Source organism: Allobosea sp. MMO-172, assembly GCF_037147855.1.
Classification (GTDB): domain Bacteria; phylum Pseudomonadota; class Alphaproteobacteria; order Rhizobiales; family Beijerinckiaceae; genus Allobosea.
The window spans coordinates 348,037-374,439 of the sequence record NZ_JBBCUM010000004.1 but is presented as its reverse complement, the minus strand read 5'-3'; the positions used below and the strand labels follow the sequence as shown (position 1 = coordinate 374,439).

Genomic DNA, 26,403 nt, shown 5'->3' with positions numbered 1-26,403 from the left:
ATCGACCGGCGCAGAATGCGGCAGCGCCGCTGCGCTTCAGGCAGCGCCTGCCGCCGCGAAGGCCTTTCCGACGATCTGTCGCGCATCCTCCTGGATCGCGGCGAGATGCGCCTCGTCCCGGAAGCTCTCCGCGTAGATCTTGTAGACCTCCTCGGTTCCCGACGGGCGCGCCGCGAACCAGCCATCCGCCGCCGTCACCTTGACGCCGCCGATCGGCGCACCGTTGCCCGGGGCATGGCTCAGGATCGCCGTGATCGGCTGGCCCGCGAGCTCCTTCGTCGCGATCTGCTCGGCCGACAGGTTCTTGAGCACCGCCTTCTGGCTGGCGCTCGCCGGCGCGTCGACGCGGGCGTAGCGGGGCTCGCCGAGCTCCGCCGTCAGCTTGCCGTAGAGCACGCCGGGGTCGCTGCCGGTCTTCGCCGTGATCTCGGCGGCGAGCAGGCCGAGGATGATGCCGTCCTTGTCCGTGGTCCAGGCCGAGCCGTCCATGCGCAGGAAGGAGGCGCCGGCGCTCTCCTCGCCCGCGAAGCCGAAGCTGCCCGAGATCAGCCCGTCGACGAACCATTTGAAGCCGACCGGCACCTCGACGAGCTTCCGCCCGAGCTTGGCCGCGGCGCGGTCGATGATCGCGCTCGACACGGCCGTCTTGCCGATCGCCGCATCCGCGCGCCAGCCCGGCCGGTTGGCGAAGAGATAGGCGCTCGCTGCCGCGAGATAATGGTTCGGGTTCATCAGCCCGCTGCTGCGCGTCACGATACCATGCCGGTCGGCATCGGTATCGTTGGCGAAGGCGACGTCGAAACGGTCGCGCATGCCGATCAGGCTCGCCATCGCATAGGGCGACGAGCAATCCATCCGGATCTTGCCGTCCCAGTCGGCGGTCATGAAGCCGAAGGCCGGATCGACCTCCTTGCTGACGATCGTCGCGTTCAGGCCGTAACGGTCGATGATCGGCTGGTAATAGTCGAGCCCGGCGCCGCCGAGCGGGTCGATGCCGATCACGACGCCGGCCTGCCGGATCGCCTCCATGTCCACGACGCTGGCGAGATCCGAGACATAGCCGGTGATGTAGTCATGCCGGTGGACATGCTCGCTCTTCAGCGCAGTCTCGTAGGGGATGCGCAGAACCCCTGCGAGCTTCTCGGCGAGGAAGGCGTTGGCGCGCTTCTCGATCCAGCCGGTCGCATCGGTATCGGCGGGGCCACCATGCGGGGGGTTGTATTTCAGGCCGCCATCGGCCGGCGGGTTATGCGAGGGCGAGATCACGACGCCGTCGGCGAGCCCGGCCGTCCGGCCGCGATTATGCGTGATGATCGCATGCGAGATCACCGGGGTCGGCGTGAAGCCGAGCTTCTCGTCGATGATCGTGGCGACGCCGTTGGCCGCGAAGACCTCCAGCACCGTCTCGAAGGCGTTGCGCGAGAGCGCATGCGTATCGATGCCGAGGAAGAGCGGGCCGTCGATCCCCTGCTCGCGGCGATAGAGGCAGAGCGCCTGCGCGATGGCGAGGATATGCGCCTCGTTGAACGAGCGCAGCAGAGCCGAGCCGCGATGGCCGGAGGTGCCGAAAGCGACCTGCTGCGAACGCTGCGAAGGATCGGGCTGCTCGTAATAGGCTTTGGTGAGGGCCGCCACGTCGACGAGTTGGCCGGGCTCAAGCCGCTTGCCGGCCAGGGGACTCACGGAATCGCTCATGTAGGCTCTCGTTCTAGGCACGTCAGGACGCGACATCCCTTATAGACGCCGGCATGAACAGAGTTGCAACGGAATGCGACAGGTTCGCGGCACAGGCGCGCATTACGCGCCGGCAGCGCGTTCCTTGGCAGCCCTGTCCTGCATCAGCTGCCGCTCCCGGGCGTTCTGCGTCAGGGCCACCGCGCTGTCGAAGGCGTCTGCCGCCTCCCGATGGCGGCCGAGCTTGGCGAGCAGGTCGCCGCGCACGCCCGGCAGCAGGTGATAGCGTTTGAGCGCCGGTTCGCCGGAGAGCGCCTCGACCAAAGCGAGCCCCGCCGCCGGCCCGTCCGCCATGCTCACCGCCACAGCGCGGTTGAGTTCGACGACCGGCGATGGCGTCACCTGTCCCAGCACCGTGTAGAGCGCGACGATCCGCTTCCAGTCCGTCTCCTCGGCCGTGCGGGCGCGGGCGTGACAGGCCGCCAGCGCCGCCTGCAGCAGATAGGGGCCGGGTGCCGCACCGGCGAGCCGCTGCGCTCGTTCGAGCGCCGCAAGGCCGCGCCCGATCAGGAGCCGGTCCCAACGGGCGCGGTTCTGGTCGAGCAGCAGGATCGGTTCGCCGTCGGCACCGATGCGCGCCCGCAGTCGCGAGGCCTGCAATTCCATCAGCGCGACGAGGCCATGGACCTCGGGCTCGTCAGGCGCCCGCGCCGCCAGGATGCGCCCCAGCCGCAGCGCCTCCTCGCAGAGGCCCGGCCTGACCCAGTCCTCGCCGGCCGTGGCCGAATAGCCCTCGTTGAAGATCAGGTAGACGACCTCCAGCACCGAGGCGAGGCGCTCGCCAAGCTCTGCACCGGCCGGCACCTCATAGGGCACCTTGGCCTCGCTCAGCGTCTTCTTGGCGCGCACGATGCGCTGCGCCATGGTCGGCTCCGGCACCAGAAAGGCGCGTGCGATCTCGTCCGTCGTCAAGCCGCCGAGCAGCCGCAGCGTCAGCGCGATCCGCGCCTCCTTGGGCAGCACGGGGTGGCAGGCCGTGAAGATCAGGCGCAGCAGGTCGTCGCCGACCTCGTCATCGAGCGCCTCGTCGATATCCGGCATCGCCGGTCCTTCATTGTCGATGTCGCGGCCGATCTCGTCCTGCTTGCGCCGGGCCATGATCTCGTGGCGGGCCGTGTCGAGCGCGCGGTGCTTGGCGACCTGCATCAGCCAGGCCGCCGGATTGCGCGGAACGCCCTCTTCGGGCCATTGCTTCAGCGCCGCGACCAGCGCGTCCTGCGCCAGTTCCTCGGCGCGGCCGACATCGCGGGTCAGCCGCGCGAGCCCGGCGATCAGCCGGGGCGCCTCCATGCGCCAGACTGTCTCGATGGTGCGGTGTGCATCGCTGCCCGACATGGAAAGCGATACACACCATCAGCCCATCGGCTGGCAAGGGCCGCTGGCGAGCAGTCGATCGCTCAGCCCTGGCCCTCGGACTCGGCCTTGAGCCGGTCCCACTGCGCCGCGGTCTCCGGCGTGACGATCTCGCCGAAATCGGCCAGCTCGAACAGCGGCCGGATCTCGATCTCGGACGGGCCGGGCATCGGGTTGGGGCAGCGCTTGACCCAGGCGATCGCCTCGTCGAGTGAAGCGCATTCCCAGAGCCAGTAGCCAGCGACCAGCTCCTTGGTCTCGGCGAAGGGCCCGTCGACGACGGCGCGCTTGGCGCCGTCGAACTGGACGCGCGCGCCCTTCGAGCTGGGCTGCAGGCCGTCGCCGCCCTTCATGATGCCGGCTTTCACCAGCTCCTCATTATAGGCCATCATCGCCTCGAGCAGCTCCTGGGTCGGCGGTGCGCCGGCTTCGCTGTCCTGGGTCGCCTTGACCATCACCATGAAACGCATCGGTTTTCTCCTTTGTGAGACGGGGGCGTAGCCTGCACCGTCCGTTGAATTGGATTTGGGATATCGAACCGGCTCAGCCGGCGTGTTTCTCGAATTCGGCGCGCAGGTGTTCTTTCCGTTCGCGCCGCTCCGGCGTTACCATCTCGCCGAACTCTTCCATCTCGAAGACGGGCCTGAGTTCGATCTCGGTGTTGCCGTCGAAGGGCGCACGCTTCAGCCACTCGACAGCCTCGTCGAAGGATTTCACCTGCCAGAGCCAGAAGCCGGCCAGCAGCTCCTTGGTTTCCGCGAAAGGGCCGTCGGTGATCGCCCGCTCGCCGCCCGAGAAGCGCATGCGGATGCCCTTGGAGGTCGGGTGCAAGCCTTCCGCAGCCAGCAGGATACCGGCCTTGATCAGCTCCTCGTTATAGACACCCATCTTCGCGAAGACGTCAGGATCCGGCATCACGCCGGCTTCGCTGTCCTTGCTCGCCTTGACCAGAACCATCACTCGCATCGGCATTCTCCTTGGGTTTGGGAGAACCGGGCGGCTCCGGCGAAAGCCGCCGAAACCCGTTCTCTGACTGCACGTCGAACGGGCGCGACCGGAATCGACAACGCCGGGAATCTTTTTTCGATTTTTTTTGCGAAGCCGCCCGCGCCCTCATCCAGAGCCGAACGCGGGTGGCCTCGATCCAGTTCAGGCGCTGCGCGGCAGCGCCTCCAGGAAGCGCGCCGGCTCGCCCTGCGACGGGGTCGTCAATTCGCCCTCCCACATCACCTTGAGCCCGCGCACGAAGGTGCCGACCGGCCAGCCGGTGACGGTGACGCCGTCATAGGGCGTCCAGCCGCATTTCGAGGCGCTCCACTCCTTAGTGATCGTCTCGCGACGCTTGAGATCGACGATGGTGAAGTCCGCATCGTAGCCGACCGCGATCCGGCCCTTGCCCTCCAGTCCGAAGATGCGCTGCGGCCCGGCGCTGCTGAGATCGACGAAGCGCTCCAGTGTCAGACGGCCGGCGTTCACATGGTCGAGCATGATCGGCACCAGCGTCTGCACGCCCGGCATGCCGGAATGGCTCGCCGGATAGGCATGATGCTTCTCTTCATGGGTATGCGGCGCATGGTCGGAGCCGAGCACGTCGACGATGCCCTGCTCGACGCCCCACCAGATGCGCTGGCGATGGCTGTCGTCGCGGATCGGCGGGTTCATCTGGGCATAGGTGCCGAGTCGCTCGTAGCAATCCGGCGCGACCAGGGTCAGATGGTTCGGCAGCACCTCGACGGTCGCGACGTCCTTATGGTCCTTCAGGAACACCATCTCCTCAGCCGTAGAGATATGCAGGATATGGACGCGCGCGCCGGTTTCGCGGGCGATCCGCACCAGCCGCTTCGTGCAGGTCAGCGCCACCTCCGGCGAACGCCAGACCGGGTGGCTCGACGGATCGCCTTCCACGCGCAGCGGCATGCGCTCGCGCAGCATCATCTCGTCTTCGGAATGGAAGGCGGCGCGCCGGCGCGTGCGCTTCAGGATTTCGGCCACGCCCCTGTCATCCTCGACGAGCAGATCGCCCGTCGAGGACCCCATGAACACCTTGATGCCCGCGGCGCCCGGCAGGCGCTCCAGCTCCGGCACGTCATGGGCGTTCTCATGGGTACCGCCGACCCAGAAGGCGAAGTCGCAATGCATGCGATGGCGCCCACGCCTGATCTTGTCGGCCAAAGCCTCGGGCGTCGTCGTCTGCGGAATGGTGTTCGGCATCTCGAAGACGCAGGTCACGCCACCGAGGGCCGCCGAACGCGAGCCGCTCTCCAGATCCTCCTTGTGGTCGAGGCCGGGTTCGCGGAAATGCACCTGCGAGTCGATTACGCCGGGCAGGATATGCAGGCCGGTGCAATCGACGACCTCTCCGGCCGAAGCCTGCGAAAGATCGCCCAGCGCCATGATCTTGCCGCCGGTGACGCCGACATCGCGCGCGACGCGGCCATCCTGGTTCACCACCGTGCCGCCCTTGAGGATCACGTCGTAGGTCTGGGGCATGGCTGTCTCCGGCGGTTGAGTGAAAGACCGATGCAGCCTACCTATCGGCCAACGCGTCGTCCCGGAAGCCCAAACAGGTTTCGGGTGGCGCCAGCGTCTCCTTTTCGGCTGTCGAGACCTCGACCCGAAACCAGAACTGGAACGGCCTCATGTCCGCCACACGATTGATCGATCGCGGCGTCATCCGCGTCAGCGGCGACGACGCGCGCGACTTCCTGCAGAACCTCGTGACCAACGATCTCGATCCGGTCGTGCCCGGGCAGGCCGGCTACGGCGCGCTGCTGACGCCGCAAGGCAAGATGATCTGCGATTTCTTCGTCCTCGCGCTGGCGCCGGATGATGGCGGCGGCTTCCTGCTCGACACGCCCCTGCTCCAGACCGCAGACCTGATGAAACGCCTGAAGCTCTACAAGCTGCGCGCCAAGGTGGCGCTTGAAGACCTCACCGAGCGCAGTGCGGTCATCGTCTCCGCGGATGGCGCCCCGCTGCCCACTGACGCCGGCTTCGTCTATGACGACCCGCGCCTGCCGGCGCTCGGCCAGCGCGCCATCACCGATGCCGAGGGCGTCGATGTGCTCGTCACCGCCGAGCCGGACGCCTATCACGCCCGCCGCATCGCGCTCAGCGTGCCCGCAGGCGGCCGCGACTTCGCCTATGGCGACACCTTCCCGCATGAGGCGCTGCTCGACCAGCTCGGCGGCGTCTCCTTCAAGAAGGGCTGCTATATCGGCCAGGAGGTCGTCTCCCGCATGCAGCATCGCGGCACGGCCCGCACCCGCGTCGTGCCGGTCGTCTTCGACGAGGGCATCGCGACCGAGACCGGCGCCGAGGCGACAGTCGGCGGCAAGCCGCTCGGCACCATCGGCTCCTCCGCGAACGGCCGTGCGCTCGCCATGCTCCGGCTCGACCGGCTGGCCGATGCGCTCGCCGCGGGCACGGCCCCGCTCGGCGGCGGACTGGCCTTCCACCTCGCGGAGAAGCCCGGCTTCATCCGCTTCCCCTTTCCCGGCGAGGCCGGCTTCGGCGCCGCCGCAGGAGCTGCCCTATGAGCGACACCGTCATCCTCAGCGAGGAGCGCATCGCGATCCAGGGCGCGGACGGCAAATTCCGCTGCCGCTGGCCGGGCACCGAGCCGCTTTACCTCGCCTATCACGACACCGAATGGGGCGTGCCGGAATATGATTCCCGCGCGCTCTGGGAGAAGCTGATCCTCGACGGGTTCCAGGCCGGACTGTCCTGGATCACCATCCTCAGGAAGCGCGACGCCTTCCGCGCCGGCTTCGCCGGTTTCGAGCCGGAGGCGGTTGCCCGCTTCACCGAGGCCGATGTCCAGCGCCTGCTGGCCGACCCCGGCATCATCCGCCATCGCGGCAAGATCGAGGGCACGATCAGGAGCGCGCAGGCCTATCTCAGGATCAGCGAGCGCGAGCCCTTCGCCGATTTCCTCTGGAAACATCTCGACGGCCGCGTGCTGCAGAACAGCTACCGCGCTCAAGGGGAAGTGCCGACACAGACGAAGCTCTCCGAAGCGATCTCGAAGGAGCTGAAAAAGGCCGGCTTCACCTTCTGCGGCCCGACCATCGTCTACGCCTTCATGGAGGCCTGCGGATTGGTCAACGACCACCTGACCGGCTGCTTCCGCTGGAGCGAATGCGCCGCGCTCGCCCGCGACACGCGCCCCGCCGCCTGATGGCTCGCAAGCCCGAACCGCCCCGCGCCTGGCAGCGCATGCTCTCAGGGCGCCGGCTCGACCTGCTCGATCCCTCGCCGCTCGATATCGAGATCGAGGACATCGCCCATGGCCTCGCCCGCGTCGCCCGCTGGAACGGGCAGACGCGTGGCGCCCATTCCTTCTCGGTCGCGCAGCACTCGCTGCTGGTCGAGGCGATTGCCGCCCATCTCAATCCGGACTGGAGCGAGAACTGGCGCCTGATGGCATTGCTGCACGACGCGCCGGAATATGTCATCGGCGACATGATCTCGCCGTTCAAGGTGGTGATGGGCGACGCCTACAAGAGCGTGGAGCTGCGCCTGCTCGCGGCGATCCACCTGCGTTTCGGCCTGCCGGCAGCGACGCCGGCGACTTTGAAGAAGAAGATCAAGGAGGCCGATACCATCGCCGCCTTCTTCGAGGCGACGCGCCTCGCCGGCTTCGAACGCGAGGAGGCCCTGAAATTCTTCGGTCGGCCGCAAGCGCTGCCGACCGAAGTCCTTGCCTGGCTCTATCCCCTCGATACCGAGGCGGCGCAGGCGCGCTTCCTGGCACGCTTCGCCATGCTCGGCGGGACCGAGCTTACTGGGTCAGGCGCACCGCGCTGATCTCGCTGGCGATGGCCTTGAAGATCGGGCTGAGTTCCGAGGCGTTCTTGACGTCGTAATACATGTCCGGCCGGGTCGCGCAGTTCTTCAGCAGGGTCGCATCGCCGTCGATCACGCGGATCGTATAGAGGCTGATCCCGGCATTCTTCACCCCGGTGCAGGCGAGGCTCGTCCGGGCGTCGATCTCGCTGCCGTTCGTCGTGAAGCGGTTCTCGGTATTGTCACCGTCGGTCAGCAGGATCATGTATTTCTTCAGCTGTGGCTCGGTCGGAGGCTTGGCCTGGGTGAAGGGCGCCTCGGTCGATAGCGTGGCCCAGCCCCAGACTGCACCGATCGTGACGTTGGTATTGCCGACCGGCGTCATCGTGTCGATATGGGCATTCAGCGCTGACCAGTTGGATGTCAGCGGCTTGATTTCCGCAAGAGAGCTCTGGCTGCACCAGGTCGCAGGATATTGCTGGGCGTTGGCGGCGTAGGAGCCGGCATCGGTGACGTCGTAGTTCTGGTCGCGGTCGGCGATGCAGCCATGGCTCTGCGCCCAGACGCTCTTGGTCAGCGTCTCCGTGGTGCAGTTATTGCCATACCGATCGCAATTGATCTTCCGCGTCATGCCATAGCGAATCCACGCTTCGTCCTTGAGGCCACGATCAACGCGAACCTGGGTGTTGAACGGCACGATCGAAATCTTGATCTGATCGGCGTCGAGCGCCGCCTCCTGCATGATCTTGATCAGGTCCTTGGAGGCCTGCTTCAGCGCCTCCATCTTCTTGGAGTTCGCCATCGATCCGGTATTATCGAGCACGAGCGCGAGCTCGATCTTGTTGGTTCCCCAAGTCGACTGGCTGACGGATGAGACCGGAAGCTCGGTGGGCCCGAGCACGCGGGAGATGGTGGTCGGCACCTTCGCTTCGGCCGCGATCTTGATCGTCCGCGCCGTGCGGTCGATCGTCACCGTCGCTCCGGTGAACTCACTTTTGACGTCGGACGGCAGATTGTCCTTGATCCAGGCGTCGATGCGGGCACGGATCTCCCCATCCGTCAGCTTCTGGGCGTCACGCGCCGCCATCAGCGCGGCGGAGTCGATCGCCGCATTGAGCGCCTGCCGGGCGTTGCTGGCACGGGAATAGTCGATGGCAACGCCGACGACGCCCATCATGGGCACCAGCGCGAGCCCGAACATCATCAACACGTTGCCGTGCTGATCCCGGCGGAAGCGCCTGATCATCGCAGGCAGGGAGCCGAACTTCATCATGTGCCTCATCCAGGGCCGAATTGCCGCATTCGACCTGGGAAGCGTTGGCCGCCGGAACTTACGAATTGCTGAAACCGATTTGCGGAAGTCGAGCCTATCCGCACATTTTGAATGGAAAGTCGCTGACCTTACGTTACTGCGCGTTCATCACAGCAGATATGCAACTTTTGAGTGCAAAAACAACTTCCCGCCCGGAAGTTGAATAATTTCCAATATTGAACAAGTGATCATCATTTTTTCCGGATTTTGCAAAGAGCGATTTCGCGGAATGATGGCGTCAACCTGATCGGAGGACCATCCATGTCGGACACCCCCACTCTCGCCCTGCCCGCCGGCGTCGTCGTCAAGGGCGCCCTGCAGCCCGGCTTCGAGCAGATACTCACCACCGAGGCCCTTGCCTTCGTCGCCGACCTGCACCGCCGCTTCAACGAGACGCGCAAGCGTCTGCTGACGCTGCGGGCCGAGCGCCAGAAGCGCTTCGATGCCGGCGAGACGCCGGACTTCCTGGCCGAAACCAAGCATATCCGCGAAGGCGACTGGACCGTCGCGCCGATCCCGGCCGACCTCCTCGACCGTCGCGTCGAGATCACCGGTCCGGTCGACCGCAAGATGATCGTCAACGCGCTGAATTCCGGCGCCAAGGTCTTCATGGCCGATTTCGAGGACGCCTCCTCGCCGGTCTGGGCCAATATGATCGAGGGCCAGATCAATCTCCGCGCCCGTTGGGCCGGCAAGATCGACTTCACCGATGCGACGAACGGCAAGGACTACAAGCTCAAGGACAAGCCCGCCGTCCTGATCATCCGTCCGCGCGGCTGGCATCTGCCCGAGCGGCACATCATCATCGACGGAGAGGAGGCCTCGGGCTCGCTGGTCGATTTCGGCCTCTATGTCTTCCACAACGCCAAGGCGGCGCTGGCGGCCGGCTCCGGCCCGTATTTCTATCTGCCGAAGCTGGAGAGCCATCTCGAGGCCCGGCTCTGGAACGACGTCTTCGTCGCCGCCCAGTCGGCGCTCGGCCTGAAGACCGGCACGATCAAGGCGACCGTCCTGATCGAGACCCTGCCCGCCGCCTTCGAGATGGACGAGATCCTCTACGAACTGCGCGAGCACATGGCCGGCCTGAATTGCGGCCGCTGGGACTACATCTTCTCCTTCATCAAGAAGCTCGCCCGCAACAAGGCCTATGTCCTGCCGGACCGTTCGCAGGTCGTGATGTCCAAAGCCTTCCTGCGCGCCTATTCGCTGCTGCTGATCAAAACCTGCCACAAGCGTGGCGCCTTCGCGATGGGCGGCATGGCGGCGCAGATCCCGGTCAAGAACAACCCGGAAGCCAATGCCGCCGCCTTCGCCAAGGTCAAGGCCGACAAGGAGCGCGAGGCCGGCGACGGTCATGACGGCACCTGGGTCGCCCACCCCGACCTCGTCCCGGTCGCGATGGAGGTCTTCAACCGGCTGATGCCGCAGGCCAACCAGCTCGACAAGAAGCGCGATGACGTCTCGATCGGCGCCAAGGACCTGCTGGAGGTCCATCAGGGCACCCGTACCGAGGAAGGCTTCCGCGAAAACATCCGCGTCGGCGTCCAGTATATCGAGGCCTGGCTGCGCGGCCGCGGCGCGGTGCCGATCTACAACATGATGGAGGACGCCGCGACCGCCGAGATCAGCCGCGCCCAGATCTGGCAGTTCTGCCAGTACGGGGTCGACCTCGAAGGCGGGATCAAAGCCGATGCGGCGCTGTTCAAGCGCTGCCTGCCGGAAGAGATGGAGCGCGTGAAGGGCGAGCTCGGCGCTGAGAACTATGGCAACGGCCGCTTCCCCGAGGCGATCGCGCTGTTCGAGACGCTGTCGCTGGCGCCGAACTTCGAGGATTTCCTCACCGTGCCGGCCTACGCCAAGCTGAACTGAACTCGGCTTGGATCAATGACACCGGAAGGGCGTCGCGGCACCGCGGCGCCCTTTCCTTTTGCGGTCACGGCAGATGCCACCAGACCCGCGCGCCGATGAGGATGGCGAGCAGGACGACCGAGCCGAACAGGTGCAGCAGATCGGCCTTCCAGCCGCCGGCCGATGTCCGGGGGACAGACCGGTAGATCGCTTCCCTGCGGCGGCGATAGGTTCCGATTGCGGTCATGGAAACCTCCATATGGTTCGCGGCGGGCGGTGCCGCGCCCGCTCTGGATTCAGAGCCTGCGGGCCGCCGCCACGCCGTTGGCCGCGGCCTTCATGCCGACGAGTGGATGCGGTAGGTCCTCGATGGCGTCGCAAAGCAGGGGCACGCATTCCGGGCGCGGCGGCGCGAGCGGCGCGCGGCAGGCGGCGCCGACCTCCGGATGCAGCATCGACAGCGCGAGCTTGATCAGAACCGGATCGGGCTCGCGCGCCAGCAGGTCGAGCAACGGAACGAGCCGCCGCTGCAGGATCTGCGCCTGCCCGTAGAATTCGGAGCGCGCCGCGCTGTCCAGCCGCGCCAGCCAATGCGGCGCGAGATTGCCGACGCTGGTGATCGCGCCGCAGCCGCCGGCGAGCAGGTAGGACGGGATGGTCTCGGCCGCGCCGGTCAGGCGCATGAAGCGGCGGTCGCGCATGCGGGCGATCCGGTCGCAGCGGACGAGATCGCCGCGCCGCTCCAGGATGCCGACGATGTTCGGCGCCCCTTCCAGCAGCTGCAAGGTCTCCACCGCGATCTCGACACCGCAGCGATCCGGGTCATTGTCGAGGATGATCTCGAGCCCGGTCGCCGCAGCCGCCGCCAAGGCATGGGCCGCAAGCCCCGCCTGCGTCGGCCGGTTGTAATAGGGCATGCGCAGCAGCAGGGCCGAGGCGCCAGCCTTCTCGGCAGCGGCGATCTCGGCCACCGTCCCGGCGGTCGAATAGCTGCCGACGGCGGCGATCACCGGATAATGCCGGCCGGCGATCTGGCGGGCGCCGGCGCAGAGCGCCTCCCGCTCCGATCCGCTCAGCGTCGGGCTTTCGCCTGTCGCGGTGCCGATCACGATGCCGTCGGCGCCCTGCGCGATCTGCCAGAGGATGAGGCGTTCCAGCGCGCCATAGTCGATCGCGTCCTCGTCGAAGGGCGTGACCAGCGCGGTGAACATGCCGTGAAGCCAGTGGTTCATGGCATGGCCTCAGAGCAGCGAGAGCGTCTTGGCGGTCACGCGGACGGCCCGCGCCCGGTGCCCGGTCTCGAAGACGGCATAGCGGAGCGCGGCGCCGCGATCGCAGAAGATGCCGCCGCCACGCCCGTGCGTCTCGACGGCGAGCCAATGCCCTTCGGCGTCACGCCCGACCAGGAACTGGAGCGGGCCGCCGAAGGATCTACGAGGGATACTGAACATCATCCTGTTTCCCGAACGGCCTCAAAGGGCCGCCCGGACAAGCTAGGGACGGCGCCATAGGGGTTCGAGACGAGGCAAGGGGCGGGATCATCAAGATCCCATAGGGATCGCGCCGCCAGCGCTTTGACATCCGCCGGCCCCGCGCGCTCAATCCGCGCCCCTCCTTCCGGATTCGCCTGATGCGGTACCGCCTCTTCGCCACGCTCGTCGTAACCAGCCTGCTCGGCGCCTCACTCACGCAGGCCGCGACGCTCGCGCCGGAGCAGCGCTTCCGGACGCTCGGGGACTTCTCCGCAAAAAAGGCGGGCAAGCCGGCGCGCGATGTCAGCGGCCTCGCCTGCATGCCCGTCGCAAACGGCGCGCAGCGCTGCCTGCTGATCAACGACGAGGGTTCTTTCGCGCAATTCGCCCGCATCGCCGAGAACCGCATCACCCCGGACGCGACCTTGCCGATCATTGGAGCAAATGCCTCGCCCGATACGCTCGGCCAGCCGCCGCAAGGCATCTGCAAGGCGCCCGGCCGCTTCGCCGAGCTTGACGGCGAGGCCGTCGCCTATGCCGATGGCGCCTTCTATGTCGCGGGCTCGCATGGCTGCTCGCGCAAGAAGGGCGAGTTCCGCCTCTCGGCTTTCCATCTCGCCCGGATCAAGGTGGATGCGGAAGGCTCCCCTGCCGGCAAGGTCGAATTGACCTATCGCCTGAGCGACATGCTGCGTGCCGCCGGCCCTGCCGCCCCCTTCTTCGGCCGGGGCCTGATGGACGATAACGGTCTGAACATCGAAGGCATCGCAATCCTCGGCGATACCCTCTGGGCCGGCCTGCGCGCGCCCTCGCTCGGCAATCGCGGCTTCCTCGTCGGCGCCTCGCTCAAAGCGCTGTTCGCGCCGGGCCAAGCGCCCGCGACGGAGGCGCCGCGCGTCTTCGAATTGCCGGCCGGCAGCAACCGCGGCATCCGCGATCTCGCGCCCCTGCCCGACGGCCGCCTGCTTGCCCTGCTCGGCCCGGCACAGGAGCAGGCCCTGCCCTATTCCCTGATGCTGATCGACCCCGCCAAGCCCGATGTCTCGACAGCTCTGGGCGACCTGCCCGGCCGCGGCGACGACAAGGCCGAATCCCTGACCGTGCTCCCGCCGGATGCCAAGGGCCTCGCGGTCCTCATCGGCTATGACGGCCCGAAGAACGGGCATTTCGAATCCTACCGCCTCCCGCTTGAACTGCGCTGACCCCATGGATTTCCGCAACGAACTCACCCGCATCGTCGAGCGCTATCGCGCCGAGGTCGCAGGCCCCTACGAGCACCTCGCCTTGCTACGCTGGCAGATGACCGAGGGCCATGCGCTCGACCGGCGCGACACCTTCCCCGGGCATCTCACCACCAGCGCCTTCGTGCTCTCGCCCGATCACGCGCAGGTCTTGCTGATCGACCATGTCGTGATCGGCCGCTGGCTCCAGCCCGGCGGGCATTGGGAGGAGGCCGCGTACTTCCATCTTTCGGCCGCGCGCGAGGCGATCGAGGAAACCGGCGTACAGGGCCTCATCCTCCACCCTTGGCACCGGGGCGGCGACCTGCCCTTCACCATCGACAGCCACGACGTGCCCGGCAAGCCATCGCGCGGTGAGCCGGCCCATATCCATCACGACCTGCAATATCTCTTCCTCGCCGATCCGGCCCTGCCGCTCGTCGCACAGGTCGAGGAGGTCCACGCCGCCGCCTGGAAACCGATCGAAGCGCTCGCCGGGATCGCGCCGCGCGCACTGGACCGGTTGTCCAGCCTGCCGAAACCCTGACTGTTGCGGCGCAACAACAGCGGGGCGGATTGCGGAAACCACTATGGCTCTTTTATCGCGGCAGGATCAGGCTCCCGACATGGTTCAGTTGAGGATGAAATAGTTATTGCAATTGATTTGCATTAGCGTATCAATCCGAGACCTCCCCGGAGCACACCTATGTCTTCGAAAGCCATCGCTCTCGCCCTGATCGCCGCGGCCCTCTCGGCCCCCGCCATCGCCGCCGACCTTTCCTCCCGCAAGGGCGCGCCCGTTGCGCCGCCTCCCGTCGTTTCCGCCTGTACGGAGAGCGAGGGCATCCCGACCGACGCTTTCGGCTTCACCACGGGCTCCGATGTCGCCGATGTCGGCTCGTTCGGGACCAGCCTGACCTATGGCGGCGGCTTCGGCACGCGCAGCGGCAACTCGAACGGCCATGGCCTGACCCTGCAGGGCTCCTACGGTCTCTTCCCCTGCTTCGAGATCGGCCCCTATGTGCTCGGCAACATCACCAGCGCCTCGGCCGGCGGGGTCAGCGCCGACTCGCGCGCCTTCGGTGCCGGCGTCGAGATGAAGTACAAGCTGCTCGGGCGCGACATGCACGGCCTCGGCCTGACCCTGGTCATCGACCCCAGCCTGAACCGCACCGATCCGGACGGCGCCGGCCGCTTCACCACCTACAATACCGGCATCCGCCTCTTCGCCGACAAGACGCTGATCCCGAACACGCTCTATGCCGGATTGAACATCTCGCACGACCTGACCTGGACCGGGCCGTCGCCCTACCAGCGCTCCTCCACCTTTACCGTCGGCGGCGCGCTCGCCTGGCAGGTGCAGGAAGGCCTCTATCTGAGCGGCGAGGCCCGCCACATGCGCGCCCATAACGAGCTCGGTTTCGGCAACGAGGCGGGCTACGCCACCTTCGTTGGCCCCGGCGTGTTCTGGCAGGCGACAAAGCAGCTCGCGCTGTCCGCGGCCTATAACGTCCAGGTCTCCGGCAAGGCCAAGGGCGAGCCCGGCAATCTCGACCTCACCAATTTCAGCCAGCACCTCGTCAAGGTGAAGCTCGGCTACAGCTTCTGAAGCAACCCTGACGACGCATCGGTGGAAGAGCGGCAGCGGCGACGCTGCCGCTCTTTTCGTTTCCGCTCGCCACCCGCATTGACATACTCCCCCTCAGTACCATAGCGTCGCGGCAACCGGAGCCTCGGCGCCCATGCCTCACACGCCCGAAGAGAAGAAACGCGCCGTCACGCGGCTGCGCCGCATCAGGGGCCAGACCGACGCCCTGATCGCCGCCGTCGAACGTGGCGAGGAATGCGGCGCCCTGCTCCAGCAGCTCGCAGCCCTGCGCGGCGCCGCGACCGGGCTGATGGCCGAGGTGCTGGAAAGCCACTTGCGCGAGACCATGGCCCGCCCGGCCGAGGCTGCACCCGTGGAAGCCGGGAACGACGACGAGATCGCCGCGATCATGCGGGTCATCCGCCCCTATCTGAAATGAACATCCGCAAGGAAGGAAACACCCGATGAAGACCCGCGCCGCCGTCGCCTGGGAAGCCGGCAAGCCCCTCACCATCGAGACGATCGAGATCGGCGGCCCCAAGGCCGGCGAGGTCCTCGTCGAGGTCATGGCGACCGGCATCTGCCACACCGACGCCTACACGCTCTCGGGGCTGGATTCGGAAGGCAAGTTCCCCGCGATCCTCGGCCATGAGGGCGCAGGGATCGTGCGCGAGATCGGCGCCGGCGTGACCAGCCTGAAGCCCGGCGACCACGTCATCCCGCTCTACACGCCGGAATGCCGGAGCTGTAAATCCTGCCTGTCGCGCCGGACCAATCTCTGCACCTCGATCCGCGCGACGCAGGGCCAGGGCGTGATGCCGGACGGTACCTCGCGCTTCTCCTGCGACGGCGGTGAAGTGTTCCACTACATGGGCTGCTCGACCTTCGCGAACTTCACCGTCCTGCCCGAGATCGCGCTCGCCAAGGTCCGCGAGGACGCGCCCTTCGACAAGATCTGCTATATCGGCTGCGGCGTGACCACCGGCATCGGCGCGGTGATCTACACGGCCAAGGTCTGGCCGGGCGCCAATGTCGTCGTCTTCGGGCTCGGCGGCATCGGCCTCAACGTCATCCAGGGCGCCCGCATGGTCGGCGCCGACAAGATCATCGGCGTCGACATCAACCCGGCCAAGCGCGCCATGGCCGAGAAGTTCGGCATGACCGACTTCATCAACCCGGCCGAGATCGGCAACGACAAGGTGGTGCAGGCGATCGTCGACCTGACCGGCGGCGGCGCCGATTTCTCCTTCGACGCCACCGGCAACACCAATGTGATGCGTCAGGCGCTGGAATGCTGCCATCGCGGCTGGGGTGAATCGATCATCATCGGCGTCGCCGAGGCCGGCAAGGAGATCGCGACCCGTCCGTTCCAGCTGGTCACCGGCCGCGTCTGGAAGGGCACCGCCTTCGGCGGCGCGCGCGGGCGCACCGACGTGCCGAAGATCGTCGACTGGTACATGGAGGGCAAGATCAACATCGACGACCTGATCACCCACAAGCTTTCGCTCGACGAGATCAATACCGGCTTCGACCTGATGCACGAGGGCAAGTCGATCAGGAGCGTGGTGGTCTACTGAGGCGCCGCTTTCCCGCCTCATCGATCGGGCACTGAAGCTCCACCTTTGTCATTCCGGGGCAGCGCGGCGCGCTGAACCCGGAACCCACGACGGGGCAAGACGCTTGAATAAGCCGACCGGGCAAAGGCTCACCCGGTCGTGGGTTCCGGGTTCGGCCTCTGGCCGCCCCGGAATGACAAGCGTTGAGCCAAGACATTGAAGGACCCGCCCATGGAACTGCTCTCCTCCTCCAAGGCCTTCGGCGGCTCGCAGCGCGTCTACCGGCATGACAGCGCCGCCTGCGCCTGCCCGATGACCTTCGCGATCTATCTGCCGCATCAGATCGAGGATGGGCCGGTTCCGCTGCTCTGGTACCTTTCGGGCCTGACCTGCACGCACCAGAACGTCATGGACAAGGGCGAGTACCGCGCTGCCGCAGCCGCCAATGGCATCGCCATCATCTGCCCGGATACCAGCCCGCGCGGCGAGGGCGTGCCGGACGAGCCGGAGAACTGGCAGTTCGGCGGCGGCGCCGGCTTCTATCTCGACGCGACGCAGGAGCCCTATGCGAAGAACTACCGCATGGAGACCTATATCCGCGACGAATTGCCCGAGCTGGTCAGCCGGCATTTCCCGGTCGACATGAACCGGCAGGGCATCTTCGGCCACTCCATGGGCGGCCATGGCGCGATCACGCTCGCGCTGAAGAACCCCGACCGCTACCGCTCCGTGTCCGCTTTCGCGCCGATCGCCCAGCCCTCGACGGCCGGCTGGTCGCGGCCGGCCTTCGAGAAGTATCTGGGGCCGGACGAGGCCAAATGGCGCGCCTATGACTCGACCCTGCTGATCGCCGACGGCCACCGCGTCCGCGACCTGCTGATCGACCAGGGCACGGCCGACGGCTTCCTCGAAGAAGGCCTGCGCCCGCAGCTCCTCGATATCGCCTGCGCGGCCGCCGGCATCCCGCTCCAGCTCACGATGCGCGACGGCTACGACCACTCCTACAACTTCATCTCGACCTTCATGGCCCAGCACATCGCCTGGCATGCCGAGCGCCTGACGGCGTAGCGCCACTCCAGCGGGAACGGCCGCCTCCCCCGCCGCGTTGTGAGCAGCACAGCCTCAACCGGCTTCGGGGACCGTGCCATGGCCAAGCGCCGCATGCCGCAGAGCGACCGCTCGTTCTTCACCCGCCTGTCGCAATCGGTCGCGCATTGGGCGGGACGGCCACAGACCTTCATTGGCGCTGCCGCGCTGATCGTGCTCTGGGCGCTCTCCGGCCCCTTCTTCGGCTATAACGACACCTGGCAGCTCGTGGTGAACACCTCGACGACCATCGTCACCTTTCTGATGGTCTTCATCATCCAGAACAGCCAGAACCGCGACACGGCGGCGATGCAGATCAAGCTCGACGAATTGATCTGCCGATTGGAAGGCGCCCGCGAGGAACTGCTCGATCTCGAAGAACTCGACGAGGACAAGCTCGAGGCCATCCGCCGTGAGTTCGAGGCGATGGCGGCGAGAGCTCGCAGGGGCACCGGCGCGGCAACGGACAAGCCGCTCGCGTAGGCAGGCGTTCCTCTGGCCCTTCCCCGCCACCGGAAATAGGCGTGGAAGCATTCCGCTCAAGTCTTCGTTCACGCCCCGGTAAGGTTAGCTTTTAGGGTTAAGTGTCATTTAAGAAATCGCTGCCATGGTCTTCCCGTTGGTAACACGCGCGGGCTGCGTTCATTGCGCCGCGCAAACGCGAAGGACACTGCCATGGGCAGCCTGAAAACTCTCGCGCTGGCGGGCGGCCTGGCCCTCGGCGTTTCCGCCGCGGCGCAGGCCGCGGATCTCGCCTACGCTCCGCCTCCCCCGCCGCCGGAGCCGCTCGGCCTCAAGGGCACGCTTTCGAGCGGCATCTACCTGCGCGGCGATATCGGCGTCGGCATCCAGGAGGTCGGCTCGTACCACCAGGAGCAGGTCGCGCAGGCTTACGGCACGTTCGGCAGCAAGAAATCGGACAACGCCTTCTTCGGCGGCGTCGGCATCGGCTATCGCTTCAACAACTGGTTCCGGTTGGACGGCACCTTCGAATACCGCGGCGCGGGTACGATCCAGGTGACGGATACCGTCTTCAACGCGGGGATCAACGGCTACCAGAACAACACCTACAAGGGCGACCTGACCTCGATGGTCGCTCTGTTCAACGGCTATATCGATCTCGGCACCTGGAACTGCCTGACGCCTTACCTCGGCGCCGGCATCGGCTACGCCACAAACCGGATCACCGGCTTCACGGACGAAGGCATCGTCGGTCCGTCCACGAGCCTCGGCATCGCCAGCACCAGCACCAAATCCGGTGTCGCCTGGGCTCTGATGGCCGGCGTCGGCTATGAAGTGAACAAGAACCTGACGATCGAGGCGGGTTATCGCTACCTCAATCTCGGCGACGCCCAGTCCGGCCGTATCAGCAACGCACGTCTGGACGAAACCTATTCTCCGCTCAAGGCGAAGAACATCGACAGCCACGATTTCCGCATCGGCATACGCTGGAACTTCGGCGACCCGGATTGCTGCGGCAAGCCGGAGCCGGTCGCCTACGCGCCGCCGGTGGTGCGCAAGTATTGATCCGAAGCATCGGGTGAGAACACGAAACGGCGCGGGCCCTCCCCGCGCCGTTTTGCTGTGTCAGCGCAGCAGCGACTGCCCGGTCATCTCGGCCGGCTGCGCCAGCTCCATCAGCGCGAGCAGCGTCGGCGAGATATCGGCGAGGCGCCCGTCGGCAAGCCCCCTGCCCTGTCCACCGACCAGCATCAATGGCACCGGGTTGGTGGTGTGGGCGGTATGCGGCTTGCCCGTCACCGGATCGACCATCAGCTCGGCATTGCCATGGTCGGCTGTGACCAGCAGCGCCCCGCCCTGCCGCGCAATGGCGTCGGCGATGGCGCCCAGGCCGGCATCGACCGTCTCGACCGCCTTGATCGCAGCGGCGAGCACGCCGGTATGACCGACCATGTCGGGATTGGCGAAATTGAGCACGACGAGATCGTAACGCCCTGAATCGATCGCCTCGACCGCCTTGGCGGTAAGTTCCGGCGCCGACATCTCCGGCTGCAGGTCATAGGTCGCGACCTTGGGCGAAGGCGCCATCACCCGGTCCTCGCCCGGATAGGGCGTCTCCTCGCCGCCGTTGAAGAAATAGGTGACGTGCGGATATTTCTCGGTCTCGGCCATGCGGATTTGGCGGCGCCCGGCCTTGGCGACGGTCTCGCCGAGCCCGTTCGCCAGCGTCTGGGCCGCGAACAGCATCGGCATCACCTTGTCGAGCTCGGCGCTGTAGGAGGTCATGCTGACCGCCTTGACCAATACCGGCCGGCGCGGCCGAACGAAGCCTGCGAAATCCGGCTCCAGCACCGCAGCGAGAATCTCGCGGATGCGGTCCGAGCGGAAATTGAAGCTGAGCAAACCGTCGCCATCCTTCATCCCGGCATAATCGCCGATCGCGGCCGGCAGGATGAACTCGTCGGTGACGTTTTGCGCATAGGCTGCAGCGATCGCGGCCTGCGCATCCGGGAAGCGCTCGCCCTCCCCCAGCACCATTGCGCGCCAGGCCTTCTCGACCCGCTCCCAACGATTGTCGCGGTCCATCGCGTAATAGCGCCCGGAAACGCTGGCGATGGAGGCGCCAGCCGGCAGCGCGGCGGCAAAGGATTTCACATATTCGGCCGCTGATTGCGGCGGCGTATCGCGGCCGTCGGTGAAGACATGGACATGCACCTGCACGCCCTGCGCCGTCAGGATGCGCGCGAGCGCGACCGCATGGTCCTGATGGGCATGGACACCGCCGGGCGAGACGAGGCCGATGAGATGGCAGGCGCCGCCGCTCGCCTTCAGCCCCGCGACGAGACCGGTCGCTTCCAGCGCCGTGGCGATCGAGCCGTCGGCGATCGCCTGGTTGATCCGCGGCAGGTCCTGCATCACCACGCGGCCGGCGCCGAGATTGAGATGGCCGACCTCGGAATTGCCCATCTGGCCCGGCGGCAAGCCGACATCGAGCCCGGAGGTGTGCAGGAAGGCATGCGGGTTCGTCGCCCAGAGCCGGTCGAAATTCGGGGTGTTCGCCAGCCTGACGGCGTTGTTCTCTGCTTCCTCGCGCCAGCCCCAGCCATCGAGGATCATCAGCATCACGGGGCGAGGCGGCATCGGCTTGACCTGTCGGCATCTGTGAAAGGTGCTTGTGCGGATACCACGCGCCACGCCGCCGATGCGAGTGTTAAGAAAGCTGCGAACCACCAGGGAGGAGACGCATGTCGATCAAGGCGCTGGTTTTCGATGCCTATGGCACGCTGTTCGATGTCCAGTCGGTCGCGGCCGTCACCGACGCCGCCTTTCCCGGCCATGGCGCGACGATCACCCAGATCTGGCGCCTGAAGCAGCTCGAATACACCTGGCTGCGCGCCCTGATGGACCGCTACGAGGATTTCTGGACCGTCACCCGCGACTCGCTGGAGTTCACGCTGCGGACGCTCGGCCTCGCCTCCTCGCCCGAGCTCGTCGCCAGGATCGCGGCCGCCTATGACGCGCTGCTGCTCTACCCGGAAGCCCGCGCCGCGCTCGAAGGGCTCGCCTCCCACCGCCTCGCCATCTTCTCCAATGGCAGCCCGGACATGCTGAAGCGGCTCGTCGCCCATGCGGGGATTACCGACCTCCTGGAAACCGTGATCAGCGTCGATGAGATCGGCGTCTACAAGCCCGATCCGCGCGGCTACGCCCATGTCGAGAAGCGGCTCGGCCTCGCCCGCGACGAAATCCTCTTCGTCTCCTCGAACGGCTTCGACATCGCCGGCGCCAAGGCCCATGGCTTCCATGTCGCCCGCATCGAGCGCGTACCCGCCGGCAGGCTGCGCGGCGAGCTTGCCGCTGCCGCGACGATCGATCCGGCCTTGATGTTCAAGGCCCTTCGCATGCAGCCGGAGCAGCTCGGTTTCCAGGCGGATGCGACCATTGCCGCGCTGACCGATCTCGTCTCCTATGTCGCCGGACTGCGGCAGGCCTGACGCGCCACGCGAGGAGACCCCGATGATCAAGCTCTACTACCACCCCTCGCCGAACCCGGCGAAGATCGCGCTCTTCCTCGAAGAGGCCGGCCTGCCCTACGAGATGGTGCCGGTCGACACCCGCAAAGGCGACCAGTTCAAGCCGGAGTTCCTCGCGATCAACCCCAACGCCAAGACGCCGGCCCTGACCGATGGCGACGTCACCGTCTTCGATTCCAACGCCATCCTGCTCTATCTCGCCGAGAAGACCGGCCAATTCCTGCCGCAGGACACGCCGAAGGCCCGGGGCGAGATGCTGTCCTGGCTGATGTTCGTCGCGACCGGCATCGGCCCCTATTGCGGCCAGGCCGTGCATTTCAGCCGCTTCGCCCCGGAGAAGCTGCCCTATGCCATCAACCGCTATGCCCGTGAGGCCGAGCGGCACTGGGGTATCGTCAACGACCTGCTGGCCAACCGACGCTACATGCTGGGCGACCGCTACACGCTGGTCGACATGTCGATCTGGGGCTGGGCGACGCGGCTCTCCTTCGCCATCGGCGAGACCTGGCCGGAGATGTTCCCGCATGTGAAGCGCCATCTCGACGAGATCTCGGCCCGTCCGGCGGCGCAGCGCGCCGTCGCGCTGAAAGACCAGTTCGCCTTCAAGGCGGATTTCGACGCGGAAGCGCGGAAGTTCCTGTTCCCGCAGAACGCCCATCTCGCGAGCTGATCGCGGCCCCGCACCGCCTGTGCATCATGCCCGCCCCGCCGGCGAAAGCGCTGGCGGCGGCGGGGTTTTCGGGCCAGTGTCCGCGCGGTTCCGCGCTCGGGAGACGCGGGCAGAATAGCCTCCGAGAGGACGAATGCCGACCGATATCGAGATCGCGCGCGTAGCCACGCTGCAGCCCATCGCCACGATCGCCGCAAAGGCGGGCATCCCCTCCGAGGCCCTCAACCCGTATGGCAAGTACATCGCCAAGATCGACACCCATGCGATCCCCGGCTTCCAGGCGAAGCCGGACGGCAAGCTGATCCTCGTCACCGCGATCAGCCCGACGCCCGCCGGCGAAGGCAAGACCACGACGACCGTCGGCCTCGGCGACGGGCTCTCCCGCATCGGCAAGCGCGCGATGATCGCATTGCGCGAACCTTCGCTCGGTCCGAGCTTCGGCATGAAGGGTGGTGCGGCCGGCGGCGGCTATGCCCAGGTCGTGCCGATGGAGCAGATCAACCTGCACTTCACCGGCGATTTCCACGCGATCACCAGCGCCCATAACCTGCTGGCGGCCATGGTCGACAACCATGTCTACTGGGGCAATGGCCTCGGCCTCGACACGCGCCACATCACCTGGCGGCGCGTCATGGACATGAACGACCGGGCGCTGCGCTCCATCGTCTCCTCGCTGGGCGGTGCCAGCAATGGCTTCCCGCGCGAGGATGGCTTCGACATCACCGTCGCCTCCGAGATCATGGCGATCTTCTGCCTTGCCCGCGACGCCGCCGATCTGGAGGCCCGCCTCGGCCGCATCGTCATCGGCCGCACCCGCGACAAGCGTCTCGTCACCGCCGCCGACATCAAGGCGACCGGGGCGATGAGCGTGCTGCTCAAGGACGCGCTGATGCCGAACCTCGTGCAGACGCTGGAGGGCACGCCCGCCTTCGTCCATGGCGGCCCCTTCGCCAATATCGCCCATGGCTGCAATTCGGTGATCGCGACGAAGGCCGCGCTGAAGCTCGCCGACTATGTCGTGACCGAGGCCGGCTTCGGGGCCGATCTCGGCGCCGAGAAGTTCTTCGACATCAAGTGCCGCAAGGCCGGGCTGAAGCCCGCCGCCGCCGTGGTCGTCGCCACCGTCCGGGCCCTCAAGATGCATGGCGGCGTCGCCAAGGATGCGCTCGGCCGCGAGGACCTGAAGGCGCTGGAAGCGGGGCTCTCCAACCTGACCCGCCACGTCAACAATGTCCGGAAATTCGGCGTGCCGCCGGTCGTCGCGATCAACCATTTCACGACGGATACCGCTGCCGAACACGAATTGATCCGCAATTATTGCCGCAACCATCTCGGCGTCGAGGCGGTGATCTGCCGGCACTGGGCGGAAGGCGGCGCCGGCGCCGAGGAACTCGCCCGCAAGGTCGCGGCACTCGCCGACGAGGGCGAGGCCGATTTCGCCCCGCTCTATCCCGATGCGATGAAGCTGCGGCAGAAGCTGGAGACGGTGGCGCGCGATATCTACGGCGCCGAGGGCGTCAGCGTCGATGCCAAGCTCCAGGCCCGCTTCGCCGAGCTGGAGGAAGCGGGCTTCGGCGACCTGCCGGTCTGCGTCGCCAAGACCCAGTACTCCTTCTCGGCCGACCCGAGCCTGCGCGGCGCGCCCTCCGGCCACATCGTGCCTTTGCGTGAGCTCAGGCTCTCGGCCGGCGCCGGCTTCGTCGTCGCGATCTGCGGGGACATCATGACCATGCCCGGCCTGCCGCGCGAGCCCGCCGCCGAGCGCATCCATATCGACGCGCAGGGGCGCATCGAAGGGCTGTTCTGAAGATCATCATCCCGTGCGCGCTGCAGCGTGAAACGCTGCGGCGCAGACACGGGACCGCGCGACGAGAAGGCGCCTCTTTCTGAAAGCGGTCCCGTGTCTGCGCAGCGGCACGTCGCGCCGCAACGCGCACGGGATGACCGCGGTTTCTTAAAGCTTACGCAACGGATCGCTCTCTACCTTGCGCTATCCCGCAAGGAAGCCGACCCGATGAGCCAGGCCGAAACCGGTCTGCCCCGCACGCATAGCTTGAAGGCCCGGGTCATGGGCTGGACGCTCGCCATCCTGGTGGCGATCGCGATTCCGGCCGGCGCGGCCTTCCTGTGGATCGTCGACGCGACCGTGGTGAAGCTCGGCACGTTGGTCGCCGAGAAGCAGATCCTGTTCGATCGCTATCGCGGGCTGGAAGCGCTGATGCGCGAGGTCTCGCTGGCCGAAACCGTCGCCCGCGCGCCCGCCATCGTCGACTGGGCCGAGAACGAGGACGATCCGGGCAAGGCGGAACGCGGCCTCGCCGAGCTGGAGCATTACCGCCAGTCCTTCCGGGACCGCAGCTATTTCACGGTCCTCGCCGGCTCGGGCAATTACTATTTCAACGACAAGGACAACAGCTACGAGCACGCGCGCAAGCGCTACACGCTGTCGGCCGCCAACCCGCGCGACGGCTGGTACTACAAGACCGCCGCGCTCGGCACGGGCTGCCACCTGAATGTCGACAACGATGACAATCTCCGCGTCACCAAGGTCTGGATCAACTGCATCATCCGCAAGGATGGCCGCGTGCTCGGCATCATCGGCACCGGGCTGGACCTGACGCAGTTCATCCGCGAGGTCGTCGACATCCCGCAGACCGGCGTCCAGAGCATGTTCGTCGACCGCAGCGGCGCCGTGCAGGCCCATCGCGACGCCAGCCTCGTCGACTTCCACAGCCTGACCAAGGACATCTCGTCGAAGAAGACGATCTATCAGATCATCGACAACGATCCGGACCGCAGCCTGCTTGGCCAGATGATCGCCCGCGTCGGGGCCGGCGACGACCTCGTGCAGTCGCGTTTCATGACCGTCGACGGCAAGCGCGTGCTCGTCGGCGTCGGCTATCTCGACCGCCTCGGCTGGTTCAACGTCACGGTGATGGATATCGACCGCATCATCGACCGCAGCCTGTTCCTGCCGCTCGGCCTGCTCTTCGGCGTGGTCCTGCTGGCGGCCGCCGCCCTGATGACCCTGCTGTTCAAACGCGCCGTGCTCGACCGGCTGGCCCGCGTCGAGCATGCGGCAAGCCATGTCCGCGCCCGCGAGTTCCGCGCGGTCGCGATCGATGCCGGGCGCGACGAGATCGGACGGCTGTCGCAGGCCTTCGGCACGATGGCGCGCAGCGTCGAGGAGAACACCGCCCGGCTCGAGGAGGCCGTGCGCGAGCGCACCGAGCAGCTCGAGCGGCTCGCCCATGCCGATCCGCTGACCGGCGTGTTCAACCGCCGCGGCTTCGAGCGCGCCTTCGCGAAGAGCCGCAGCCGCGCCGGCCGCACTGGGCATCAGGCCGGCCTGCTGCTCGTCGATCTCGACAATCTCAAGCCGCTCAACGACCGCCATGGCCACCAGAGCGGCGACGAGGTCATCGCCGAACTCGCCAAACGCATGACGGCGCTCCTGCGCGACCGCGACATCTGCGCCCGCTGGGGCGGCGACGAATTCATCCTGCTGCTCGACAATGTCGATCGCGACAGCCTGTCGAGCATGGCCAGCGCGATCGTCAGCGCCGCCGCGGAGCGCCCCGTTGCCCTGAGCAGCGGCGCGACCGTCCTGGTGACCACCAGCATCGGCGCGGCGCTGCTCGAACCTTCCGACACGCTGAGCGAGGCCACGCGCCGTGCCGACGAGGCGCTCTATGTCGCCAAGCGAAACGGCCGCAACGGCTTCGCCGTCAGCTCGCCGGAAGAGCTCCCGCTGCGCCGGCGCAGCAACGGCTGAAACCGC

Annotated in this window: 26 protein-coding genes; 16 read left to right on the top strand and 10 right to left on the bottom strand. The window is 66.8% G+C overall.

Annotated elements, in window-relative coordinates:
* Positions 1 to 36: 36 nt before the first annotated feature.
* The 5 genes from pgm to WFK61_RS08980 form a co-directional block, all read right to left on the bottom strand.
* Complete coding sequence (gene pgm / locus WFK61_RS09000) at positions 37 to 1,695, bottom strand: phosphoglucomutase (alpha-D-glucose-1,6-bisphosphate-dependent) (RefSeq protein WP_336811182.1); 1,659 nt, start codon at positions 1,693 to 1,695, stop codon at positions 37 to 39.
* A gap of 102 nt (positions 1,696 to 1,797) precedes the next feature.
* Positions 1,798 to 3,069 (bottom strand): RNA polymerase sigma factor, encoded by a 1,272-nt coding sequence (locus WFK61_RS08995; RefSeq protein WP_336811181.1) that lies wholly within the window; start codon positions 3,067 to 3,069, stop codon positions 1,798 to 1,800.
* 62 nt (positions 3,070 to 3,131) lie between these two features.
* Positions 3,132 to 3,557 carry a YciI family protein gene (locus WFK61_RS08990; protein ID WP_336811180.1) on the bottom strand — a complete coding sequence of 142 codons (426 nt, stop codon included), beginning with the start codon at positions 3,555 to 3,557 and terminating at the stop codon, positions 3,132 to 3,134.
* A 73-nt stretch (positions 3,558 to 3,630) separates the two neighbouring features.
* On the bottom strand, positions 3,631 to 4,053 hold the full coding sequence (locus WFK61_RS08985) for a YciI family protein (protein WP_336811179.1): 423 nt from the start codon (positions 4,051 to 4,053) through the stop codon (positions 3,631 to 3,633).
* Between the two features lie 183 nt (positions 4,054 to 4,236).
* Positions 4,237 to 5,577: a dihydroorotase gene (locus WFK61_RS08980; RefSeq protein ID WP_336811178.1), complete on the bottom strand. Its 1,341-nt coding sequence runs from the start codon at positions 5,575 to 5,577 to the stop codon at positions 4,237 to 4,239.
* 149 nt (positions 5,578 to 5,726) lie between these two features.
* Between WFK61_RS08980 and ygfZ the strand changes: the two genes are divergently transcribed.
* Genes ygfZ through WFK61_RS08965 form a run of 3 tightly spaced genes read left to right on the top strand, consistent with a single transcriptional unit; the run spans position 5,727 to position 7,896 of the window.
* Positions 5,727 to 6,626 (top strand): CAF17-like 4Fe-4S cluster assembly/insertion protein YgfZ, encoded by a 900-nt coding sequence (ygfZ, locus tag WFK61_RS08975; protein WP_336811177.1) that lies wholly within the window; start codon positions 5,727 to 5,729, stop codon positions 6,624 to 6,626.
* On the top strand, positions 6,623 to 7,267 hold the full coding sequence (locus WFK61_RS08970; protein WP_336811176.1) for a DNA-3-methyladenine glycosylase I: 645 nt from the start codon (positions 6,623 to 6,625) through the stop codon (positions 7,265 to 7,267). Before ygfZ ends, WFK61_RS08970 begins: the two co-directional genes overlap by 4 nt.
* Positions 7,267 to 7,896, top strand: coding sequence for an HD family hydrolase (locus WFK61_RS08965; protein ID WP_336811175.1), 630 nt, complete (start codon positions 7,267 to 7,269; stop codon positions 7,894 to 7,896). Before WFK61_RS08970 ends, WFK61_RS08965 begins: the two co-directional genes overlap by 1 nt.
* Here the strand turns inward: WFK61_RS08965 and WFK61_RS08960 are convergent.
* Entirely contained in the window at positions 7,871 to 9,148 is a 1,278-nt protein-coding gene (locus WFK61_RS08960; RefSeq protein ID WP_336811174.1) for a TadE/TadG family type IV pilus assembly protein, read from the bottom strand. The two genes, WFK61_RS08965 and WFK61_RS08960, sit on opposite strands and share 26 nt — an antisense overlap.
* Positions 9,149 to 9,448: 300 nt before the next feature.
* Between WFK61_RS08960 and aceB the strand changes: the two genes are divergently transcribed.
* On the top strand, positions 9,449 to 11,056 hold the full coding sequence (gene aceB, locus WFK61_RS08955; protein ID WP_336811173.1) for a malate synthase A: 1,608 nt from the start codon (positions 9,449 to 9,451) through the stop codon (positions 11,054 to 11,056).
* Between the two features lie 64 nt (positions 11,057 to 11,120).
* Here aceB and WFK61_RS08950 read toward each other — a convergent pair whose 3' ends face one another.
* Genes WFK61_RS08950 through WFK61_RS08940 form a run of 3 tightly spaced genes read right to left on the bottom strand, consistent with a single transcriptional unit; the run spans position 11,121 to position 12,489 of the window.
* Positions 11,121 to 11,282: a hypothetical protein gene (locus tag WFK61_RS08950; RefSeq protein WP_336811172.1), complete on the bottom strand. Its 162-nt coding sequence runs from the start codon at positions 11,280 to 11,282 to the stop codon at positions 11,121 to 11,123.
* Between the two features lie 49 nt (positions 11,283 to 11,331).
* Positions 11,332 to 12,267, bottom strand: a complete 936-nt coding sequence (locus WFK61_RS08945) for a dihydrodipicolinate synthase family protein (RefSeq protein WP_336811171.1) — start codon at positions 12,265 to 12,267, stop codon at positions 11,332 to 11,334.
* A gap of 9 nt (positions 12,268 to 12,276) precedes the next feature.
* On the bottom strand, positions 12,277 to 12,489 hold the full coding sequence (locus tag WFK61_RS08940; RefSeq protein ID WP_336811170.1) for a hypothetical protein: 213 nt from the start codon (positions 12,487 to 12,489) through the stop codon (positions 12,277 to 12,279).
* A gap of 176 nt (positions 12,490 to 12,665) precedes the next feature.
* Between WFK61_RS08940 and WFK61_RS08935 the strand changes: the two genes are divergently transcribed.
* From WFK61_RS08935 to WFK61_RS08900, 8 genes are all read left to right on the top strand, one after another.
* Positions 12,666 to 13,709 (top strand): DUF3616 domain-containing protein, encoded by a 1,044-nt coding sequence (locus WFK61_RS08935; protein ID WP_336811169.1) that lies wholly within the window; start codon positions 12,666 to 12,668, stop codon positions 13,707 to 13,709.
* 4 nt (positions 13,710 to 13,713) lie between these two features.
* Complete coding sequence (locus WFK61_RS08930; RefSeq protein ID WP_336811168.1) at positions 13,714 to 14,274, top strand: NUDIX hydrolase; 561 nt, start codon at positions 13,714 to 13,716, stop codon at positions 14,272 to 14,274.
* Between the two features lie 159 nt (positions 14,275 to 14,433).
* Positions 14,434 to 15,336 carry a hypothetical protein gene (locus tag WFK61_RS08925; protein ID WP_336811167.1) on the top strand — a complete coding sequence of 301 codons (903 nt, stop codon included), beginning with the start codon at positions 14,434 to 14,436 and terminating at the stop codon, positions 15,334 to 15,336.
* Positions 15,337 to 15,469: 133 nt separating this feature from the next.
* Entirely contained in the window at positions 15,470 to 15,754 is a 285-nt protein-coding gene (locus WFK61_RS08920; protein WP_336811166.1) for a metal-sensing transcriptional repressor, read from the top strand.
* 25 nt (positions 15,755 to 15,779) lie between these two features.
* Positions 15,780 to 16,892 carry an S-(hydroxymethyl)glutathione dehydrogenase/class III alcohol dehydrogenase gene (locus WFK61_RS08915; protein ID WP_336811165.1) on the top strand — a complete coding sequence of 371 codons (1,113 nt, stop codon included), beginning with the start codon at positions 15,780 to 15,782 and terminating at the stop codon, positions 16,890 to 16,892.
* A 210-nt stretch (positions 16,893 to 17,102) separates the two neighbouring features.
* Positions 17,103 to 17,939 (top strand): S-formylglutathione hydrolase, encoded by an 837-nt coding sequence (gene fghA / locus WFK61_RS08910; protein WP_336811164.1) that lies wholly within the window; start codon positions 17,103 to 17,105, stop codon positions 17,937 to 17,939.
* Positions 17,940 to 18,017: 78 nt separating this feature from the next.
* Entirely contained in the window at positions 18,018 to 18,440 is a 423-nt protein-coding gene (locus tag WFK61_RS08905) for a low affinity iron permease family protein (RefSeq protein ID WP_336811163.1), read from the top strand.
* Positions 18,441 to 18,632: 192 nt separating this feature from the next.
* On the top strand, positions 18,633 to 19,484 hold the full coding sequence (locus tag WFK61_RS08900; protein ID WP_336811162.1) for an outer membrane protein: 852 nt from the start codon (positions 18,633 to 18,635) through the stop codon (positions 19,482 to 19,484).
* A 60-nt stretch (positions 19,485 to 19,544) separates the two neighbouring features.
* Here the strand turns inward: WFK61_RS08900 and gpmI are convergent, their stop codons facing one another.
* A complete protein-coding gene (gene gpmI / locus WFK61_RS08895; protein ID WP_336811161.1) occupies positions 19,545 to 21,059 on the bottom strand; it encodes a 2,3-bisphosphoglycerate-independent phosphoglycerate mutase in 1,515 nt (504 codons plus the stop codon).
* A 104-nt stretch (positions 21,060 to 21,163) separates the two neighbouring features.
* On the opposite strand from gpmI, the gene WFK61_RS08890 reads away from it, so the two are divergent.
* From WFK61_RS08890 to WFK61_RS08875, 4 genes are all read left to right on the top strand, one after another.
* The gene (locus WFK61_RS08890; RefSeq protein WP_336811160.1) at positions 21,164 to 21,913 is read left to right on the top strand and encodes a haloacid dehalogenase type II; all 750 of its coding nucleotides are present in this window, start codon (positions 21,164 to 21,166) and stop codon (positions 21,911 to 21,913) included.
* A 22-nt stretch (positions 21,914 to 21,935) separates the two neighbouring features.
* Positions 21,936 to 22,622: a glutathione S-transferase family protein gene (locus WFK61_RS08885; protein ID WP_336811159.1), complete on the top strand. Its 687-nt coding sequence runs from the start codon at positions 21,936 to 21,938 to the stop codon at positions 22,620 to 22,622.
* Between the two features lie 133 nt (positions 22,623 to 22,755).
* A complete protein-coding gene (locus WFK61_RS08880; protein WP_336811158.1) occupies positions 22,756 to 24,429 on the top strand; it encodes a formate--tetrahydrofolate ligase in 1,674 nt (557 codons plus the stop codon).
* A gap of 207 nt (positions 24,430 to 24,636) precedes the next feature.
* A complete protein-coding gene (locus WFK61_RS08875; protein WP_336811157.1) occupies positions 24,637 to 26,397 on the top strand; it encodes a sensor domain-containing diguanylate cyclase in 1,761 nt (586 codons plus the stop codon).
* Positions 26,398 to 26,403: the final 6 nt, after the last annotated feature.